Annotated in this window: 14 protein-coding genes; 7 read left to right on the top strand and 7 right to left on the bottom strand. The window is 71.9% G+C overall.

Annotated features, from left to right (window positions below; genetic code table 11):
- The first annotated feature begins 40 nt into the window (after nucleotides 1-40).
- Nucleotides 41-967, top strand: coding sequence for a LysR family transcriptional regulator (locus BJ961_RS28005; protein WP_271415567.1), 927 nt, complete (start codon nucleotides 41-43; stop codon nucleotides 965-967).
- A 43-nt stretch (nucleotides 968-1,010) separates the two neighbouring features.
- Here BJ961_RS28005 and BJ961_RS28000 read toward each other — a convergent pair whose 3' ends face one another.
- The gene (locus BJ961_RS28000; protein ID WP_271415566.1) at nucleotides 1,011-1,592 is read right to left on the bottom strand and encodes a TetR/AcrR family transcriptional regulator; all 582 of its coding nucleotides are present in this window, start codon (nucleotides 1,590-1,592) and stop codon (nucleotides 1,011-1,013) included.
- Nucleotides 1,593-1,720: 128 nt separating this feature from the next.
- Between BJ961_RS28000 and BJ961_RS27995 the strand changes: the two genes are divergently transcribed.
- Nucleotides 1,721-2,557, top strand: coding sequence for an SCO6745 family protein (locus tag BJ961_RS27995; RefSeq protein ID WP_381161306.1), 837 nt, complete (start codon nucleotides 1,721-1,723; stop codon nucleotides 2,555-2,557).
- Between the two features lie 128 nt (nucleotides 2,558-2,685).
- Here BJ961_RS27995 and BJ961_RS27990 read toward each other — a convergent pair whose 3' ends face one another.
- Complete coding sequence (locus BJ961_RS27990; protein WP_271415564.1) at nucleotides 2,686-3,273, bottom strand: TetR/AcrR family transcriptional regulator; 588 nt, start codon at nucleotides 3,271-3,273, stop codon at nucleotides 2,686-2,688.
- A gap of 121 nt (nucleotides 3,274-3,394) precedes the next feature.
- Here BJ961_RS27990 and BJ961_RS27985 point away from each other — a divergent pair, with 121 nt between their 5' ends.
- Entirely contained in the window at nucleotides 3,395-4,483 is a 1,089-nt protein-coding gene (locus BJ961_RS27985) for a saccharopine dehydrogenase NADP-binding domain-containing protein (RefSeq protein ID WP_271415563.1), read from the top strand.
- A 43-nt stretch (nucleotides 4,484-4,526) separates the two neighbouring features.
- On the opposite strand, the gene glnA is transcribed toward BJ961_RS27985, so the two are convergent.
- Entirely contained in the window at nucleotides 4,527-5,888 is a 1,362-nt protein-coding gene (glnA, locus tag BJ961_RS27980; RefSeq protein ID WP_052840241.1) for a type I glutamate--ammonia ligase, read from the bottom strand.
- A gap of 303 nt (nucleotides 5,889-6,191) precedes the next feature.
- Between glnA and BJ961_RS27975 the strand changes: the two genes are divergently transcribed.
- The 3 genes from BJ961_RS27975 to BJ961_RS27965 all read left to right on the top strand — a co-directional run bounded on the left by BJ961_RS27975 (nucleotide 6,192) and on the right by BJ961_RS27965 (nucleotide 9,387).
- On the top strand, nucleotides 6,192-6,866 hold the full coding sequence (locus BJ961_RS27975; protein ID WP_271415562.1) for a DUF3105 domain-containing protein: 675 nt from the start codon (nucleotides 6,192-6,194) through the stop codon (nucleotides 6,864-6,866).
- Nucleotides 6,863-7,489: a DUF305 domain-containing protein gene (locus tag BJ961_RS27970; protein ID WP_271415561.1), complete on the top strand. Its 627-nt coding sequence runs from the start codon at nucleotides 6,863-6,865 to the stop codon at nucleotides 7,487-7,489. The genes BJ961_RS27975 and BJ961_RS27970 overlap by 4 nt, the downstream gene beginning before the upstream one ends.
- A gap of 83 nt (nucleotides 7,490-7,572) precedes the next feature.
- Nucleotides 7,573-9,387, top strand: coding sequence for an NAD+ synthase (locus BJ961_RS27965; protein WP_271415560.1), 1,815 nt, complete (start codon nucleotides 7,573-7,575; stop codon nucleotides 9,385-9,387).
- Here the strand turns inward: BJ961_RS27965 and BJ961_RS27960 are convergent.
- Both BJ961_RS27960 and BJ961_RS27955 read right to left on the bottom strand, forming a co-directional pair.
- Nucleotides 9,381-9,635 carry a Txe/YoeB family addiction module toxin gene (locus BJ961_RS27960; RefSeq protein ID WP_134655433.1) on the bottom strand — a complete coding sequence of 85 codons (255 nt, stop codon included), beginning with the start codon at nucleotides 9,633-9,635 and terminating at the stop codon, nucleotides 9,381-9,383. The genes BJ961_RS27965 and BJ961_RS27960 overlap by 7 nt on opposite strands.
- On the bottom strand, nucleotides 9,632-9,895 hold the full coding sequence (locus BJ961_RS27955) for a type II toxin-antitoxin system Phd/YefM family antitoxin (protein WP_271415559.1): 264 nt from the start codon (nucleotides 9,893-9,895) through the stop codon (nucleotides 9,632-9,634). Before BJ961_RS27955 ends, BJ961_RS27960 begins: the two co-directional genes overlap by 4 nt.
- Before the next feature lie 173 nt (nucleotides 9,896-10,068).
- Between BJ961_RS27955 and BJ961_RS27950 the strand changes: the two genes are divergently transcribed.
- Complete coding sequence (locus tag BJ961_RS27950) at nucleotides 10,069-13,071, top strand: bifunctional [glutamine synthetase] adenylyltransferase/[glutamine synthetase]-adenylyl-L-tyrosine phosphorylase (protein WP_271415558.1); 3,003 nt, start codon at nucleotides 10,069-10,071, stop codon at nucleotides 13,069-13,071.
- A 79-nt stretch (nucleotides 13,072-13,150) separates the two neighbouring features.
- Here the strand turns inward: BJ961_RS27950 and BJ961_RS27945 are convergent, their stop codons facing one another.
- A complete protein-coding gene (locus BJ961_RS27945; RefSeq protein ID WP_271415557.1) occupies nucleotides 13,151-14,011 on the bottom strand; it encodes a phosphatase PAP2 family protein in 861 nt (286 codons plus the stop codon).
- A gap of 86 nt (nucleotides 14,012-14,097) precedes the next feature.
- Entirely contained in the window at nucleotides 14,098-15,132 is a 1,035-nt protein-coding gene (locus BJ961_RS27940; protein ID WP_271415556.1) for a LacI family DNA-binding transcriptional regulator, read from the bottom strand.
- Nucleotides 15,133-15,295 lie beyond the last annotated feature (163 nt).

Raw genomic sequence — 15,295 nt, 5'->3', positions numbered from 1 at the left:
CAGAAGTGCTCAATTACTGGCCACGTGTTAAGGATTATTGTTGATCGATGTGCAGCGGCTCCGTGTCCTGCGGACGGTGGCCGAACACGGCAGCTTCAACCGGGCGGCGGCAGCCCTCCGCCTCACCCCCTCGGCCGTCTCCCAGCACGTCGCCGCGCTCGAGCGCAGTCTCGGTGCCCAGGTCGTCGCGCGCAGTACCCGCGGAGTCACCCTGACCCCGGCCGGCCGGATCATGGTCGGCGCCGCCGAGTCGGTCGCCGCGGAGCTCGTACACGCCCAGCGACAGGTCGATCGACTCGACAGCGGCCGCACCCGGATCACCATCGCCACCTTCACCAGCGGAGGCAGACTCCTCCTGCCCCTCGCCCTCACCCATCTCGCCGCCGCCCACCCCGACACCGTGATCCACGTCAGGGAAGCCGAGCCCGAGGACAGCCTGCCGCTGGTCCGTCAAGGCGCAGTGGATCTCGCACTCGCCTACCACTTCGACGGCCCGCTGCCCGGCCGGCCCGGCCCCGCCTCCAGCCTGGTGTGGACATCACTCCTCGAAGACCCCCTGCACGTCGTCCTGCCCGACGCCCATCCCCTGGCAGGCCGGGAGTCGCTCGACATCGCCGAGCTGGCCGCCGAGCCCTGGGTGCTCGGCTGCCTCAAGACCGAGGCGTACCTGCGCCGTTACGCCGAGCGAGCCGGTTTCGACCCGGAGGTGCGCAGCACGACGACCGACTACTTCTTCGCCCGCTCGCTCGTCGCCGCGGGCCTCGGGATCTCACTGGTCCCCTCCATCGCGCAGACCCCGCCAGTGGCGGGAGTACGCACCGTCCCGATCGCGCCGCCGTCCCCGACCCGGCACATCGGCGTCGCCGCCATCCGCCGCCGCGGTCTTCCCCAGGTCGTGACCATGGTGCGAGCCCTCCAGCGACAGGCAGCAGAGCTGGACGGGACCGACCCGCACGCCGCGACGTGACCTCATGGATCCTCGTGGGTGCTCATCGATCCTCGTTTGACCCTCATCCCGCTGAGGAGGACGGTGGGGCCGGCCGGAACATCACGCCCGTCAGCGCCCCGAAGGCGGCTTCCGGATCCCGCCCGTCGAGCAGACCGTCAAGGTTGTGGGAGAGCAGCAACGTCGCGAAGCCGTGGGCCATCGACCAGGCCGCCATGAAGCCGAGGACCGGATCGGCGTCACGGCCCTCCACGGCGGTACGGAGCATGCTCCGTGTCTGTTCGCGCGCCGCGAGGAGTTCCGGGTCGTCCGGGTGCAGGAGCTCCGGCCGGAACATGACCTGGAAATGCGCCGGGTGCGCGGTCGCGAAGCGTACGTACCGGACACCCAGGTCGCGCAGGTCCTCCGCCTCGCCGAGCGCCGCGGACAGGAGGGTGTGGCCCTCGGTGGCGATGGCGGTGAGAAGGCCCGCGCGGTCCTTGAAGTGGTGTGCGGGCGCGGCATGGGAGACGCCCGCGCGGCGGGCCAGGTCGCGCAGGGACAGAGCTGTCGGTCCTTCGGCCGCGATGACGTCGAGGGCCGCGGTGAGCACGGCTCGCCGCAGGTCGCCGTGATGGTAGGAGCGTGCGGGGGGTTCGGTGGGCATGAGGGCAGCCTAGCGTCATCTAGTCATTGACAAGATCGTGTGTCGAAGGGAGTCTGGGCGCGGGAAGAACGTGTGGGCCGAGGGCAAGGGGAGCCGTCTTGAGCAACGACAACGGACGTGTGAGGCAGATGTGGCACCTCTTGGAGCCCCTGCATGCCGTCGTCTACTTCGCGCCGCAGGTCTTCGAGGAGGTCGAGTCGCTCGGCTACAGCACCGGCGAGCGCTGGCCGAGCTACTTCGCCCTGCGGGCGGCGCCACTCGGGACACCCGGGTTCCGCCAGGTGGCCTCCGCGTTCTACAGCTTCAGCCCGCGCACGGTCGCCGAGCACATCCCCGCAGCCTGGGACGTCGCCGCACCGGGCAAGGTGATCGACGCCCGCACGCGCGGGGTCGACCGGGCCTACCGCGCTCTCTTCGGCGGGCGGACGGACAGCCCCGAAGTCGCCGAGGCCGCGGCACTCGCCCGCCGGGCAGCGGAGGCCGTGCACACCGAGGGCCGCCCGCTCGCCGCCGCCCATGCCGAGTCGCCCTGGCCGCAGGAACCGCACCTCGTGCTGTGGCAGGCCGCGACGATCCTGCGCGAGCACCGCGGCGACGGTCACATCGCCGCTCTTCTCGTCGCGGACCTCGACCCGGTGGAGGCGCTGGTGTCGTTCGCCGCGATCGGCGCGGCACCGGCCGACGTCTTCGCGAGCCGCGGCTGGAGCGAGCACGAATGGGCGGCCGCCCGCGAACGGCTCCTCGTACGGGGACTGCTGAACGCCGACGGCTTCGCGACCGACACGGGCAGCGCCCTGCGTGCCGAGGTCGAGCGCCGCACCGACGAACTGGCCGCCGCCCCCTGGCGGACTCTCGGCGACAAGGACACCGAGAGGCTCGCCGAACTGCTCGGCCCGCTCTGGCTGGAGGTCCTGGGCTCAGGCATGCTGCCGCGCACCACCACGCTCGGCATCGGCAAGGTCTGACATCCCGCGCCGTCCCCCTCCTGCCGCACGGCATGACCCGGCCGGCGCGAGAGCTCCAGGTGAGCCAGGTCCTGGAGGGGGAGCCGGCCGATTCCGCCGTTCGTTCGACGGAGTCGGCCCGTGGGCTCTCACTCGGAGCGGCTGCTGTCCATTCCTGCGGTGACAGTGTGGCGCAGCGACGCCGCGACCGAGTCGAGGCAGTCCGCGAAGTCCCTCCGACCGCGCCCGTCGGTCCAACGGTCGAAGGCGTTCTGGGAGGCGATGGTGGCGATCTGCGCCACCAGTTTCGCGCTGTCCTCGTCGACGCCTCGCCGCAGGAGCGCGTCGTGGATCGCGCTGGTGACCGCGGCGAGCTTGGTGCGCTCCCGCTCCTGGAGCTCGGGGCTGGAGGCGATCACGGCACGCCGCTCGGCGGTGCGGTCGATGTGCTCGGCGAGGGCGGCGCCGACCTGGGCGAAGGCCTCGAGGGCGGCCGACAGGGGAGAGGCTCCGGGGCGGGCGTCGAGGACTGCTTCGTGGATCGCGGCGGGCAGCCGTTCCGAGCCGGCGAACAGGACTTCGCGCTTGTCGGGGAAGTAGCGGAAGTACGAGCGGCGGGTGATTCCGGCGCGCTCGGCGATCTGTGTCACGGTCACGTCGTCGTACCCGTGCTCCGTGTAGAGCTCGAGCGCCGCCTTCGTGAGGCGTTCCTCGGTTCCGGGGTCCCATCTGGCCATGGTCGGACGATATCAAGTGATGTCTCAGTGTGCCATCAGTGCTAGGCTCAGTGATGACACTGTGAGACATCACTGAGGGGCCGGGTGAATCCGGCACTCCCGGAACGACAGGAGTAATCCCATGGCTGAGACCCCTCGGAGCGCACGATCCGGAGAGATCTGGATCCTCGGCGCCGGCGGGCGCATCGGGAGCGCGGTCACCGCGCACCTCGCCGCTCAAGGACTCGAACCCGTTCTGGTGGGACGCGAAAGCGGCGGTGACCGGCTGCGCAAGACCGCTGCGGACCTCGGTACGCGTGCCGTCGTCGCGGACGGAGTCGACGGCATCGCGGCCGAGATCACCCGGCAGCGACCCGCGGTGGTCTTCAACGGCATCGGCGACTACGCCCAGACAGCCACGGTCCTCGCCCGAGCCTGCATGCCCGGCGGCCACTACCTCGACCTGGCCGCAGACCTGACCGCCGTCCCCCGCCTGCTCGACCTGCATCAGGAAGCCGAACAGGCGGGCAGCACACTGGTGACCGGTGCCGGCTTCGGCGTGCTGGCCACCGAGGCCGTCGTGATCAAACTGTGCGAGGACCGCCCCGCCCCCGCCGACGTACGCGTCGACGCCCTGGCCTCCGTGTCCCTCAGTGCCGGAGTGGTCGGTGCCGCCTTCGCCGCCTCGATGATCGACATGTTCACCACGGGCGGACGCCGCTATACCGACGGACGCATGGCCCCCGCACGCCTCGGCGCCGATCCTCAACACCTCACCCTGCCCGACGGGCAGCGGGCGAAGTCCGCGGGCGCTCCCACCGCCGAGCTCCTCGCCGCCCACCGGGCCAGCAACGCGCCCTCCGTCACCGTGACCACCGGGATGGCCCCCACCTCGCCCGCCGTGCGGGCCCTGGCCCCGCTGGCCGGAAGGCTGCTGTCCATCGAGGCGCTGCGACGCTTCGCCCTCGAGAGGACGGCCAAGGCCAGGATGAAGGAAACCCCGGCCCCGCGCCGGTACTCCTGGGGGCACGCGGTCGCCACCTGGCCCGACGGCACCCGCCGCGAGGGCTGGTTGCGGGCCGACGACGGCATGGACTACACCGCCTCGGTGGCAGCCGCGGTGGCAGGCAACCTCGCCCGCGGCGAAGGCCGGCCGGGCGCCCACACTCCCGGCGCCCTGTTCGGCGCCGGCCTCGCCGAGCAGGCGGGAGGGCAGTTCCTCATCGACTGAAGAGGCGTCCGCGTCCCACCCCGACGCGCCTCCGCCTGCCCCGCTACAGCACCGGCAGCGACTTCCGCAGCTCGAACGCCGTGACCTGGGAGCGGTACTCCTCCCACTCCTGGCGCTTGTTGCGGAGGAAGAAGTCGAAGACGTGCTCGCCGAGGGTCTCGGCGACCAGGTCGCTGCGTTCCATCAGGGCGAGGGCCTCGCCCAGGTTCTGGGGGAGGGGCTCGATGCCCAGGGCGCGGCGCTCCGCGTCCGAGAGGGCCCAGACGTCGTCCTCCGCGCCCGGCGGGAGCTCGTAGCCCTCCTCGATGCCCTTGAGGCCGGCGGCGAGGAGGACGGCGTAGGTGAGGTACGGGTTGGCGCCGGAGTCGATGGAGCGGACCTCCACGCGGGCCGAGCCGGTCTTGCCGGGCTTGTACATCGGGACGCGGACCAGGGCGGAGCGGTTGTTGTGGCCCCAGCAGATGTAGGAGGGAGCCTCGCCGCCCGCGCCGGCGGTGCGCTCGGTGCCGCCCCAGATGCGCTTGTAGGAGTTCACCCACTGGTTGGTGACCGCGGAGATCTCGGCGGCGTGGCGCAGCAGGCCCGCGATGAAGGAGCGCCCCACCTTGGAGAGCTGGTACTCCGCGCCGGACTCGTAGAACGCGTTGCGGTCGCCCTCGAAGAGGGAGAGGTGGGTGTGCATGCCCGAGCCCGGGTACTCCGAGAACGGCTTCGGCATGAACGTGGCCTGGAGGCCCTGCTCCAGCGCCACCTGCTTCATGACCAGGCGGAACGTCATGATGTTGTCGGCCGTGGACAGTGCGTCCGCGTAGCGCAGGTCGATCTCCTGCTGGCCCGGGGCGCCCTCGTGGTGGGAGAACTCCACCGAGATGCCCATCGACTCCAGCATCGTGATCGCCTGGCGGCGGAAGTCCATGCCGATGTTCTGCGGAGTGTGGTCGAAGTAGCCGGAGTTGTCGGCGGGGGTGGGCACCGAGCCGTCGACCGGCTTGTCCTTCAGCAGGAAGAACTCGATCTCCGGGTGGGTGTAGAAGGTGAAGCCCAGGTCGGAGGTGCGGGCCAGGGCGCGCTTGAGGACGTAGCGCGGGTCCGCGAAGGACGGCGAGCCGTCCGGCATCAGGATGTCGCAGAACATGCGGGCCGTGCCCGGGGCCTCCGCGCGCCAGGGCAGGACCTGGAACGTCGACGGGTCCGGCTTGGCGATCATGTCGGACTCGTAGACCCGGGCGAAGCCCTCGATCGCGGAGCCGTCGAAGCCGATGCCCTCGTCGAAGGCCTGCTCCAGTTCGGCCGGGGCCACGGCGACGGACTTGAGGAAGCCCAGCACGTCCGTGAACCACAGGCGTACGAACCGGATGTCGCGCTCCTCCAGCGTCCGGATCACGAACTCCTGCTGCTTGTCCATCTTCCGCTTCCCCATCCTCGCTGGTCAGGCCGCCTGTCTCCGGTACGGCGGGAGGCGGTCGGGCACCTGAGCATCACACCACAGGACCGTTTCGTACGCGTTGCGGGCCTCGGTCGGCCGGCCCGCCCCGTGAGCGCAGCGTAGAGGCCACCTGTTCGATCGGGCCATTCCTGGGATCCGGCCGGGACGGATCCTGCGACCTCCCTACGAAGGACCGGTCCCGCGCCATTACGATCAGCGGACCTCACCGCCTCTCCGTCCTCAGATCCCTCCCGAGATTTCTTCCCAGAAGGGCAACACCCCATGGGTTCCGCCAAGAAGAGCAGCACCACGGCGCGACAGGCCCGCATAGCCGAGATGCGGCGTGCCGAGGAGGCCCGCACCCGCCGCAACCGGATCCTCACGGTCGCGCTCAGCACCGTGGTCGTCGCCGGTCTCGTCGTCGGCGGCGTCTTCCTCGTCCGGTCGCAGTCCGACGACTCCGACGGCATGGAGTCCAAGGGCGACGGGACGAAGACCTCCGGCAAGTTCGCCACCGACGCGGACGGGCTGCGGACCTGGAAGGGCGACCTCGGCCGCAACCACGTCACCGAGAAGGTGACCTACCCCGTCGAACCCCCCGTCGGAGGGGACCACAACCAGGTCTGGATGAACTGCGACGGCGACGTCTACACCAAGCCGCTGAACAACGAGAACGCCGTGCACTCGCTGGAGCACGGCGCCGTCTGGGTGACGTACACCGACAAGGCGGACAAGGCCGACGTCGACAAGCTCGCCGCCAAGGTCGAGAAGACGCCGTACTCGCTGATGAGCCCGGACGAGAAGCAGAAGGACCCGATCGTGCTGTCCGCCTGGGGACACCAGCGCACGGTGACCGGCGCCGACGACCCGAACGTGGACACGTTCTTCGAGAAGTTCGTCCAGGGCGAGCAGACCCCCGAGCCGGGGGCCGCGTGCACCAACGGGCTGTCCCAGTGACCCCGAAGCGGACCGGCTGGATCGCGGGCGCCGCGGCCGCGGTGCTCGTCGCGGCCGGTGGGATCACCTACGCGGTCGCCGGGGACGACGGCGGCAGCCGGGTCCCGTCCGCCGACTCCGCGGACGCCGGGTTCGCGCGGGACATGTCGGTCCACCACCAGCAGGCCGTGGAGATGTCGTACATCGTGCGCGACCGCACCGACGACGAGGAGGTGCGGCGGCTCGCGTACGACATCGCGCAGACCCAGGCCAACCAGCGCGGCATGATGATCGGCTGGCTCGACCTGTGGGCGCTGCCCAAGGTGTCCTCCGACCCGCCGATGACCTGGATGGGCATGGGCGACGCGCCCTCCGCGGGCAAGGGCTCGCTGATGCCCGGGATGGCCACCGACGCGGAGATGGAGAAGCTCGGGACGCTCAACGGGAAGCAGGCCGAGGTCTTCTACCTCCAGCTGATGACCGAGCACCACAAGGGCGGCGTCCACATGGCGAAGGGGTGCGTCGACAGGTGCACCGTCGGCGTGGAGAAGCGGCTGGCCGGGGGCATGGTGGAGTCGCAGGAGTCGGAGATCCGGCTGATGGCGGACCTGCTGGCCGAGCGGGGCGCGAAACCGAGGAGCTGAGACGGCGTGCGTGAGGTCTCGGACATCAGGCGGTAACACAACCGTCGCCCCATTGCGTCGTTCTGACGATTACAGTGGGGCCCGTGCCCCGCCTACGACTCGCCCTCAACCAGATCGACTCCACCGTCGGCGACCTCGACGGCAACGCCGAGTCGGTCCTGCGCTGGACCCGGCACGCGGCCGGGCAGGGAGCGCACCTGGTGGCGTTCCCGGAGATGACGCTGACCGGGTACCCGGTGGAGGACCTGGCCCTCAGGTCCTCCTTCGTCGAGGCGTCCCGCGCCGCCCTGCGCTCGCTCGCGGCGCGGCTGGCGGACGAGGGCCTCGGCGCGGTACCCGTGGTCGTCGGCCACCTCGACCGCTCGGCGACCGCGCAGCCCAGGTACGGCCAGCCCGCCGGCGCCCCGCAGAACGCGGCGGCCGTGCTGCACGGCGGCGAGGTGGCGCTCAGCTTCGCCAAGCACCACCTGCCGAACTACGGCGTCTTCGACGAGTACCGCCACTTCGTGCCCGGCGACACCCTGCCCGTGGTGCGGGTGCGCGGCGTCGACGTGGCGCTCGCCATCTGCGAGGACCTCTGGCAGGACGGCGGCCGGGTGCCGGCCACCCGCTCGGCGCGGGCCGGGCTGCTGCTCTCCGTCAACGCCTCCCCGTACGAGCGCGACAAGGACGACACCCGGCTCGAACTGGTCCGCAAGCGCGCCCAGGAGGCCGGGTGCACCACCGCCTACCTCGCCATGACCGGCGGGCAGGACGAGCTGGTCTTCGACGGCGACTCGATCGTCGTCGACCGGGACGGGCGGGTTCTGGCGCGGGCGCCGCGGTTCACCGAGGGGTGCGTGGTGCTGGACCTCGACCTGCCCGCCGCCGAGGCGCAGCCGCCCGCGGGCGTCGTGGACGACGGACTGCGCATCGACCGGGTGGTGCTCTCCGAAGCGGAGGAGGCGGCGGACACGATGCCCGCCGGTGAGCCGTGGCGGTCCGGCGGCCACGCCGAGCCGCTGGACGACGACGAGGAGGTCTACTCGGCCCTCGTCACCGGCCTGCGCGCCTACGTCGCGAAGAACGGCTTCCGCTCGGTGCTGATCGGCCTGTCCGGCGGCATCGACTCCGCGCTGGTCGCGTCGATCGCCTGCGACGCACTCGGCGCGCGGCACGTGTACGGCGTCTCGATGCCGTCCAGGTACTCCTCCCAGCACTCCCGGGACGACGCGGCCGAGCTGGCCCGGCGCACCGGCCTCACCCTCCGCACCGTGTCCATCGAGCCGATGTTCGACGCGTACACGGGCGCGCTGGAGCTGACCGGACTGGCGGAGGAGAACCTCCAGTCCCGGCTGCGCGGCACGCTGCTGATGGCCATCTCCAACCAGGAGGGCCACCTCGTGCTGGCCCCCGGCAACAAGTCGGAGCTGGCGGTCGGCTACTCCACGCTGTACGGCGACTCGGTGGGCGCGTACGGGCCCATCAAGGACGTGTACAAGACGTCGGTCCTCCGCCTCGCCGAGTGGCGCAACCGGGCGGCCCGGGACCGCGGCCGGACCCCGCCCATCCCCGAGAACTCGATCACCAAGCCGCCCAGCGCCGAGCTGCGCCCCGGCCAGGTCGACACGGACTCCCTGCCGGACTACCCGGTGCTGGACGCGATCCTCGCCCTGTACGTCGACCGCGACCGGGGCGCGGACGAGATCGTGGCCGCCGGATACGACCGGGAACTGGTGACGCGGACGCTGCGCATGGTGGACGCCGCGGAGTACAAGCGGCGGCAGTACCCGCCGGGCACCAAGATCTCGCCCAAGGGCTTCGGCAGGGACCGCCGCCTGCCGGTCACCAACCGCTGGCGCGAGACCGGCCGAGGCGGCCGAGCCGCTGCACCAGCCGGTTCGGGCACGCCTCAGTAGTGGTAGCGCGCCTGGACGATGATCAGCACGTCGTCGGTGGGCTTGTACACGAGACGGTGCGTGTCGTCGATGCGCCGTGACCAGTAGCCCGACAGGTCCCCCTTGAGCGGCTCCGGCTTGCCGATGCCCTTGAACGGGTCACGGGTGATGTCGGAGATCAGCCTGTTGATCCGCTTGGTCACCTTCCGGTCGCTCTCGGCCCAGTGGACGTAGTCCTCCCAGCCGTGGGACGTGAAAGTGATTCTCACGCCCGCTCCGCGTCCGGGTCGATCAGGTCGTGCCGCCGTGCCCCGCCCGCTTCGGCCTCCGCGATGGAGTCGAGCAGACGGCGGGCGTTGCGCGGGGAGCGCAGCAGATGCACCGTCTCCGTCCACGCCGTGAAGTCCTCCTCGGACATGAGCACGGCGTTCCCCTTGCGGGAGGTGATGTGTACCGGGGCGTGGTCCTCGTTGACCTGCTCTATCAGCGGGAACAGATTCTGACGGGCTTCGCTGGCGGTAATGGACATACCAGTGCCTCCCTTCCTCGGCTTGTACAAGATATCGTACGAGTCGGGAGGGGTCCACCGGGGATCGGGAGCGGTACGCCCCGGCGCCCGCACGCCGTTGTCCGGCTACGCTCAGCCCGTACGACCTTGATCCGACCGGGCCCACGCGCCCCGCAGTCCGACAGGAGGCCGAGATGACGGCGCCGGGGCGCAGGAGCAGTACCTTCACACGGCTGCTGCGGCACGGCTTCACCGATCCCTCGGCCGCCGAACGACTCCTGGACGGCGCGGAACTGGCCGAGCTGCGCGCCGACCCCGTCCTCCTGGAGGCGCTGGGCGCCACCGCCGACCCGGACCTCGCCCTGCACGGACTGGTGCGGCTCCTGGAGGCGCAGCCCGACCCCACCGCCCGGCAGGAGCTGCTGGACACGCTGATAGCGGCCAAGCCGCTGCGCGACCGTCTCCTCGGTGTGCTCGGCGCCTCCGAGGCGCTCGCCGACCACCTCGCCCGGCACGCCGGGGACTGGCAGGCCCTGGTGACGTACGAGCCGCGGGACCTGCACCGCGGTGTCGAGGAGTTCGAGCGGGGGCTCGCCGAGGCCACCGACCCGGTCTCCCTGCGCGTCGCCTACCGGCGCTGCCTGCTGTCCATCGCCGCCCGTGACGTGTGCGGCACCATCGACGTCGCCGAGACCGCCGCCGAGCTGGCCGACCTCGCCACCGCCACCCTGCGCGCCGCCCTGGCCCTCGCCGAGGCCGCCGCGCCCGAGGACGCCGCGCGGTGCAGGCTCGCGGTGATCGCGATGGGCAAGTGCGGCGGACACGAGCTGAACTACGTCTCCGACGTCGACGTCATCTTCGTGGGCGAGGCGTCGGACACGGGCCCCGACGCCGACGAGACCGGGGCGATGCGGGCCGCGACCTCGCTCGCCGCGCACCTGATGCGGATCTGCTCCGAGACCACCGTCGAGGGCTCCATCTGGCCCGTCGACGCCAACCTCCGCCCCGAGGGCCGCAACGGCCCCCTCGTGCGCACCCTCAGCAGCCACGTCGCCTACTACCAGCGCTGGGCCAAGACCTGGGAGTTCCAGGCGCTGCTCAAGGCCCGCCCGGTGGCCGGCGACCCCGGCCTCGGCGCCGAGTACGTCGCCGCCCTCCAGCCCCTGGTGTGGCAGGCCGCCGACCGCGAGAACTTCGTCCCGGACGTGCAGAAGATGCGCCGCCGGGTGGTGGAGACCATCCCCGTCGCCGAGGTCGACCGGCAGCTGAAACTCGGCCCCGGCGGCCTCCGGGACGTCGAGTTCGCCGTACAGCTCCTCCAACTGGTGCACGGGCGGGCCGACACCTCCCTGCACAGCGGCACCACACTCGACGCGCTGGAGGCCCTCGCCGCGGGCGGCTACGTCGGCCGCACCGACGCCGCCCAGCTCGACGAGGCGTACCGCTTCCTGCGCTCCATGGAGCACCGCATCCAGCTGCACCGGCTGCGCCGCACCCACCTCGTGCCCGAGGACGAGGCCGACCTGCGCCGCCTCGGCCGCTCCCTGGGCCTGCGCACCGACCCGGTCGCCGGGCTGCTGCGCGCCTGGAAGCGGCACGCCTCCGTCGTACGCCGGCTGCACGAGAAGCTGTTCTACCGGCCGCTGCTCGACGCCGTCGCCCAGCTCGCCCCCGGCGAGGCCCGGCTCAGCCCCGAGGCGGCCCGGGAACGCCTGGTCGCCCTCGGATACGCCGACCCGGCCGCCGCCCTGCGGCACCTGGAGGCGCTGGCGTCCGGCGTCACCCGCAAGGCCGCCATCCAGCGGACCCTGCTGCCCGTGCTGCTGGGCTGGTTCGCCGACTCCGCCGACCCGGACACCGGGCTGCTCAACTTCCGCAAGGTCTCCGACGCGCTCGGCAAGACCCCCTGGTACCTCCGGCTGCTGCGGGACGAGGGCGCCGCCGCCGAGAACCTCGCCCGCGTGCTGTCCGCCGGGCGGCTCGCCCCCGACCTGCTGATGCGGGCCCCGGAGGCGGTCGCGCTGCTCGGCGACGGCGTCGCCGGGGGACTGCGGCCGCGCGGCCGGGCCCAGCTGGAGCAGGAGACCCTCGCCGCGGTCCGCCGCGCCGACGACGCCGTACAGGCCGTCACCGCGGTACGCGGCGTACGGCGCCGGGAGCTGTTCCGCACGGCCGCCGCGGACATCGTCGGCTCCTACGGCACCGAGGCCCAGCCCGTCGAGGCCGACCAGGGCGCCCTGGTGGACCTCGTCGGCGGCGCCGTGTCCGACCTGACGGCGGCGACGCTGGCGGGGACGCTGCGGGCGGTCGTGCGCGACAAGTGGGGCGACGTCCTGCCCACCCGGTTCGCGATCATCGGCATGGGCCGCTTCGGCGGGCACGAGCTGGGCTACGGCTCCGACGCGGACGTCCTCTTCGTGCACGAGCCCCGCGACGGGGTGGACGAGCGGGAGGCGGGCGACGCCGCCAACAAGGTCGTCGCCGAGATGCGGCGCCTGCTCCAGGTGCCGAGCGCCGACCCGCCGCTGCTGATCGACGCCGACCTGCGCCCCGAGGGCCGGTCCGGGCCGCTGGTGCGGACCCTGAAGTCGTACGCGGCCTACTACCGGCGCTGGTCGCTCGGCTGGGAGTCGCACGCCCTGCTGCGGGCCGAGTTCGTCGCCGGGGACGAGGACCTGGGGCGGCGCTTCATCGAGCTGATCGACCCCCTGCGCTACCCGGCGGGCGGGCTGGAGGAGGACGCCGTACGGGAGATCCGGCGGCTCAAGGCCCGCATGGAGTCCGAGCGGCTGCCGCGCGGCGCCGACCCCAAGCTGCACGCCAAACTGGGGCCGGGCGGGCTCTCCGACGTGGAATGGACCGTGCAGCTCTTCCAGCTCCGGCACGGGCACGAGGTCGCCGGGCTGCGGACCACCGGGACACGCGCGGCCCTGGCCGCCGCCCGGGACGCCGGGTTCGTCTCGCAGGAGGACACCGCGACCCTCGACGAGGCGTGGGTGCTGGCGACCCGGGTGCGCAACGCCGTGATGCTGGTCCGGGGACGGGCCGGCGACACCTTCCCGACCGACCCGCGCGAGCTGGCGGCCGTGGGCCGCTACCTCGGCCACGCCTCGGGCCACGCGGGCGACATGCTGGACGAGTACCGGCGTACGGCACGCAGGGCCCGGACGGTGGTGGAGGAGCTGTTCTACGCATGACGGCTTCCGCCTCGGCCGCGCCCCCGCTGCCGGGGCTGGGACTGGAGGTCGCGCGGCCCGGCGTCGCGGCACCCCGCAGCTAAGCCCGCCCCGGCAACCACACCCTCCGCCGTACGGCCCGCGGCACCACCCGGGGCAACGCGTACGGCAGCCTCCCGTACCACACGGCAGCGACCCCGTACCCGAACGCCAGACACGCCACACCCCCTACCGCGTCCAGCCAGAAGTGGTTCGCCGTCGCCACGATCACCACCAGCGTGAGCGCCGGGTACACCAGCCCCAGCACCCGCACCCACGGCACCGAGGCCAGCGCGAAGACGGTCAGCCCGCACCACACCGACCACCCGATGTGCATCGACGGCATCGCCGCGTACTGGTTGGACATGTTCTTCAGGTCCCCGGACGCCATCGACCCCCACGTCTGGTGCACCAGCACCGTGTCGACGAAGTGCCCGCCGGTCATCAGGCGGGGCGGGGCGAGCGGAAACAGGTAGTAGCCGGCCAGGGCCACGCCCGTGGTCGCGAAGAGGACCAGTCGGGTCGCCGCGTAGCGGCCGGGATGACTGCGGAAGAGCCACACCAGTACGCCCAGGGTCACCACGAAGTGCATGGTGGCGTAGTAGTAGTTCATGCCGACGACGAGCCAGGTCACCGAGTTCACGGCGTGGTTGACGGACTCCTCGACGGCGATGCCGAGTTGGTTCTCGACGCGCCAGATCCAGTCGGCGTTGCGCAGCGCCGCCGTCCGCTGTTCCGGCACCGCGTTGCGGACCAGGGAGTACGTCCAGTAACTGAGCGCGATCAGAAGGATCTCGAACCACAGGCGGGGCCGGCGCGGAGCGCGAAGGCGGCGCAGGAGGCCCCTCCCCGTCGTCTCGGCGACGGGGCGCGGAACGCCGTCCTCCAGGCGTTCCCCAGTCCTCGCGGTCGCGTCACCCATAGGCGTGAAGTCTGCCAGAAAAGCCCTGTTTCACCGATGATCCCCCTGTTTGTCCCGTCCCGCATCCGCCGGACGGAGCGCGGAGGTCAGGGGCGGTTGCGCTCGCCCGGTGCGGACGCCGTCGAGCCGCGTACCACCAGCTCCGGCATGAACACGAACTCGCTGTGCGGCGCGGGGGTGCCGCCGATCTCCTCCAGCAGCGTGCGCACCGCCGCCTGCCCCATCGCCGGGACCGGCTTGCGGACCGTCGTCAGCGGCGGGTCGGTGAAGGCGATCAGCGGCGAGTCGTCGAAGCCGACGACCGAGATGTCCTTGGGCACGTCCAGGTCGAGCTGCCGGGCCGCGCGTATCGCACCCAGCGCCATCATGTCGCTGGCGCACACCACCGCCGTGCAGTCCCGTCCGATGAGCGCGGTGGCCGCCGCCTGGCCGCCCTCCAGGGTGTAGAGCGAGTGCTGGACCATCTCCTTCTCGACCGTCTCCGCACTCAGGTGCAACTGGTCCTGCACGGTGCGGACGAAACCCTCGATCTTGCGCTGCACCGGCACGAACCGCTTCGGCCCCAGCGCCAGCCCGATCCGGGTGTGGCCGAGCGAGACGAGGTGCGTGACCGCGAGACTCATCGCCGCCCGGTCGTCGGGGGAGATGAAGGGCGCCTGCACCTTCGAGGAGAAGCCGTCGACGAGGACGAACGGCACGCCCTGCGCGCGCAGCCGCTCGTAGCGCTGCATGTCGGCGGTGGTGTCGGCGTGCAGCCCCGAGACGTAGATGATGCCGGCGACCCCGCGGTCGACCAGCATCTCGGTCAACTCGTCCTCGGTGGAGCCGCCCGGGGTCTGGGTGGCGAGGACCGGCGTGTAGCCCTGGCGGGTCAGCGCCTGCCCGATCACCTGCGCCAGCGCCGGGAATATCGGGTTCTCCAACTCCGGGGTGATCAGGCCCACCAGGCCCTCGCTGCGCTGACGCAGCCGCACCGGGCGCTCGTAGCCCAGCACGTCGAGGGCGGCGAGTACGGACTGGCGGGTGGTGGCGGCGACGCCCGGCTTCCCGTTGAGGACGCGGCTGACGGTCGCTTCGCTCACCCCCGCCTGGGCGGCGATGTCGGCAAGCCGTGTGGTCACAGGGGTGGACTGTACCTGTCGGCCGCCGCCTTGCACACCGATCGGGCGCCGTGGGCGGCCTGTTGGACGGCCCGTCGGACGGCCCGGCACGGGCTGCTGCGTCATCGCGCTCCCTCAAGAATGTGGCGGCAAGAGCTTGCAGAGTCTTGCACAACCGGCCCGA

Source organism: Streptomyces lienomycini (assembly GCF_027947595.1).
GTDB classification, from domain to species: domain Bacteria; phylum Actinomycetota; class Actinomycetes; order Streptomycetales; family Streptomycetaceae; genus Streptomyces; species Streptomyces lienomycini.
This window is presented reverse-complemented; position numbering and strand designations above follow the sequence as displayed.

Bases quoted from the DNA above. Each gene is read 5' to 3' on its own strand.
- BJ961_RS28000 (WP_271415566.1), bottom strand. From the start codon at position 1,592: ATGCCCACCGAACCCCCCGCACGCTCCTACCATCACGGCGACCTGCGG.
- BJ961_RS27995 (WP_381161306.1), top strand. From the start codon at position 1,721: ATGTGGCACCTCTTGGAGCCCCTGCATGCCGTCGTCTACTTCGCGCCG.
- BJ961_RS27990 (WP_271415564.1), bottom strand. From the start codon at position 3,273: ATGGCCAGATGGGACCCCGGAACCGAGGAACGCCTCACGAAGGCGGCG.
- BJ961_RS27985 (WP_271415563.1), top strand. From the start codon at position 3,395: ATGGCTGAGACCCCTCGGAGCGCACGATCCGGAGAGATCTGGATCCTC.
- glnA (WP_052840241.1), bottom strand. From the start codon at position 5,888: ATGGACAAGCAGCAGGAGTTCGTGATCCGGACGCTGGAGGAGCGCGAC.
- BJ961_RS27975 (WP_271415562.1), top strand. From the start codon at position 6,192: ATGGGTTCCGCCAAGAAGAGCAGCACCACGGCGCGACAGGCCCGCATA.
- BJ961_RS27955 (WP_271415559.1), bottom strand. From the start codon at position 9,895: ATGTCCATTACCGCCAGCGAAGCCCGTCAGAATCTGTTCCCGCTGATA.
- BJ961_RS27950 (WP_271415558.1), top strand. From the start codon at position 10,069: ATGACGGCGCCGGGGCGCAGGAGCAGTACCTTCACACGGCTGCTGCGG.
- BJ961_RS27945 (WP_271415557.1), bottom strand. From the start codon at position 14,011: ATGGGTGACGCGACCGCGAGGACTGGGGAACGCCTGGAGGACGGCGTT.